Consider the following 1,724-nt stretch of genomic DNA (forward strand, 5'->3'; position numbering starts at 1 on the left):
CGGTCCTGGCCGTACGTCGCCAGCAACGCCTGCGCCTCGATCGGGTCACCCAGCCGCGTCCCCGTACCGTGCGCCTCCACCGCGTCCACCTCGGCGGCGGAGAGACCGGCCGAGGCCAGTGCCTGGCGGATGACGCGCTCCTGCGACGGGCCGTTCGGTGCCGTCAGACCGTTCGAGGCACCGTCCTGGTTCACCGCACTGCCCCGTACGACCGCCAGCACCCGGTGCCCGTTGCGCACCGCGTCCGACAGGCGCTCCACCACGAGCAGGCCCACGCCCTCCGACCAGGCCACACCGTCGGCCGCCGCCGCGAAGGACTTGCACCGGCCGTCGGGGGACAGGCCGCGCTGGCGGGAGAACTCGACGAAGACGTGCGGACCGGCCATGACGGTCACACCGCCCGCGAGGGCGAGTGAGCACTCGCCGTTGCGCAGCGCGTTCGCCGCCAGGTGCAGGGCGACCAGCGAGGACGAGCAGGCCGTGTCGACGGTGACCGCCGGTCCCTCGAAGCCGTAGGTGTAGGAGAGCCGGCCGGACACGACGCTGGAGAGGTTGCCCGCGAGCAGGAAGCCCTCGTACTCCTCGGGGCTGGCCGCGAGGCGGGACGCGTAGTCGTCATACATGGCGCCGGTGAACACGCCGGTGTCCGAGCCGTGCAGGCCGGTCGGGTCGATACCGGCGTGCTCGAAGGCCTCCCAGGCCGTTTCCAGCAGCAGCCGGTGCTGCGGGTCCATGGCGGTCGCCTCACGCGGCGGGATGCCGAAGAAGGCGGGGTCGAACCGGTCGGCGTCGTGCAGGAATCCGCCGTGCCGGACGTAGGAGGTGCCGGTGTGGGCGGGGTCCGGGTCGTAGAGGCCGTCGAGGTCCCAGCCCCGGTTGGCGGGGAACTCGCTGATGGCGTCCCCGCCTTCGGAGACCAGCCGCCAGAGGTCGTCCGGTGAGGCGACGCCGCCCGGGTAGCGGCAGGCCATGCCCACGATCGCGATGGGTTCGTCATGGGCGGCGGTGGTCCGCGCGGTGCGGGTCGGTGCCGGGGCTGCGCTGTCCCCGGTGTCCGCGATCCTGGTGAGCAGGTGGTCGGCGACCGCGTCGGGCGTGGGGTGGTCGAAGACGACGGTGGCGGACAGCCGCAGTCCGGTGGCGGTGTTCAGGCGGTTGCGCAGTTCGACGCCGGCGAGGGAGTCGAAGCCGCTCTCCTTGAAGGCGCGTTTGGGATCGAGGCGCCCGGGGTCCGTGTGTCCGAGGACGCCGGCCACGATGCCGCGCACGAGGTCGAGGACGGTCTCGCGGCGGCGCTCCTGCGGCAGCGCGGCGATCCGCTGGGCCCAGGTGGTGCCTTCGGTGCCCGCGTCGGCCGCGCGGGCGGCCGTGCGCCGGGAGCGGGCTGCCGGGGCCAGGTCGCGCAGCAGGGGCGAGGACTCGGCGCGCAGTGCCCGCTGTTCGAAGACCACGGGCACGCGCAGGGCGTCGTCACCGGCCAGGGCCGCGTCGAAGAGGGCCAGGGCCCGCTCGGGGGTGAGGGTCCTGATGCCCTGGCGCGTCCACCGGGCCAGGTCGGCGTCGCCGAGGGTGCCGCCCATGCCGTGGGTGCCGTCCCAGAGGCCCCAGGCGAGGGAGGTCGCGGGCAGCCCGGCAGCCCGGCGATGCGCCGCCAGCGCGTCCAGGAACGCGTTGCCCGCCGCATAGTTCGCCTGCCCCGCCGTACCCAGCAGACCCGACACCGA

The 1,724-nt window shown here is 74.4% G+C and carries 1 protein-coding gene; it reads right to left on the reverse strand.

The genetic code is table 11. From position 1 onward, the window contains the following. Positions 1–1,724, reverse strand: a 1,724-nt coding sequence (locus ABT116_RS44375; protein WP_351646568.1) for a beta-ketoacyl synthase N-terminal-like domain-containing protein, incomplete at both ends; no start/stop codon positions are given.

Origin of the sequence: Streptomyces sp. NPDC002130, from assembly GCF_040296465.1 — a bacterium.
Taxonomy (GTDB): domain Bacteria; phylum Actinomycetota; class Actinomycetes; order Streptomycetales; family Streptomycetaceae; genus Streptomyces.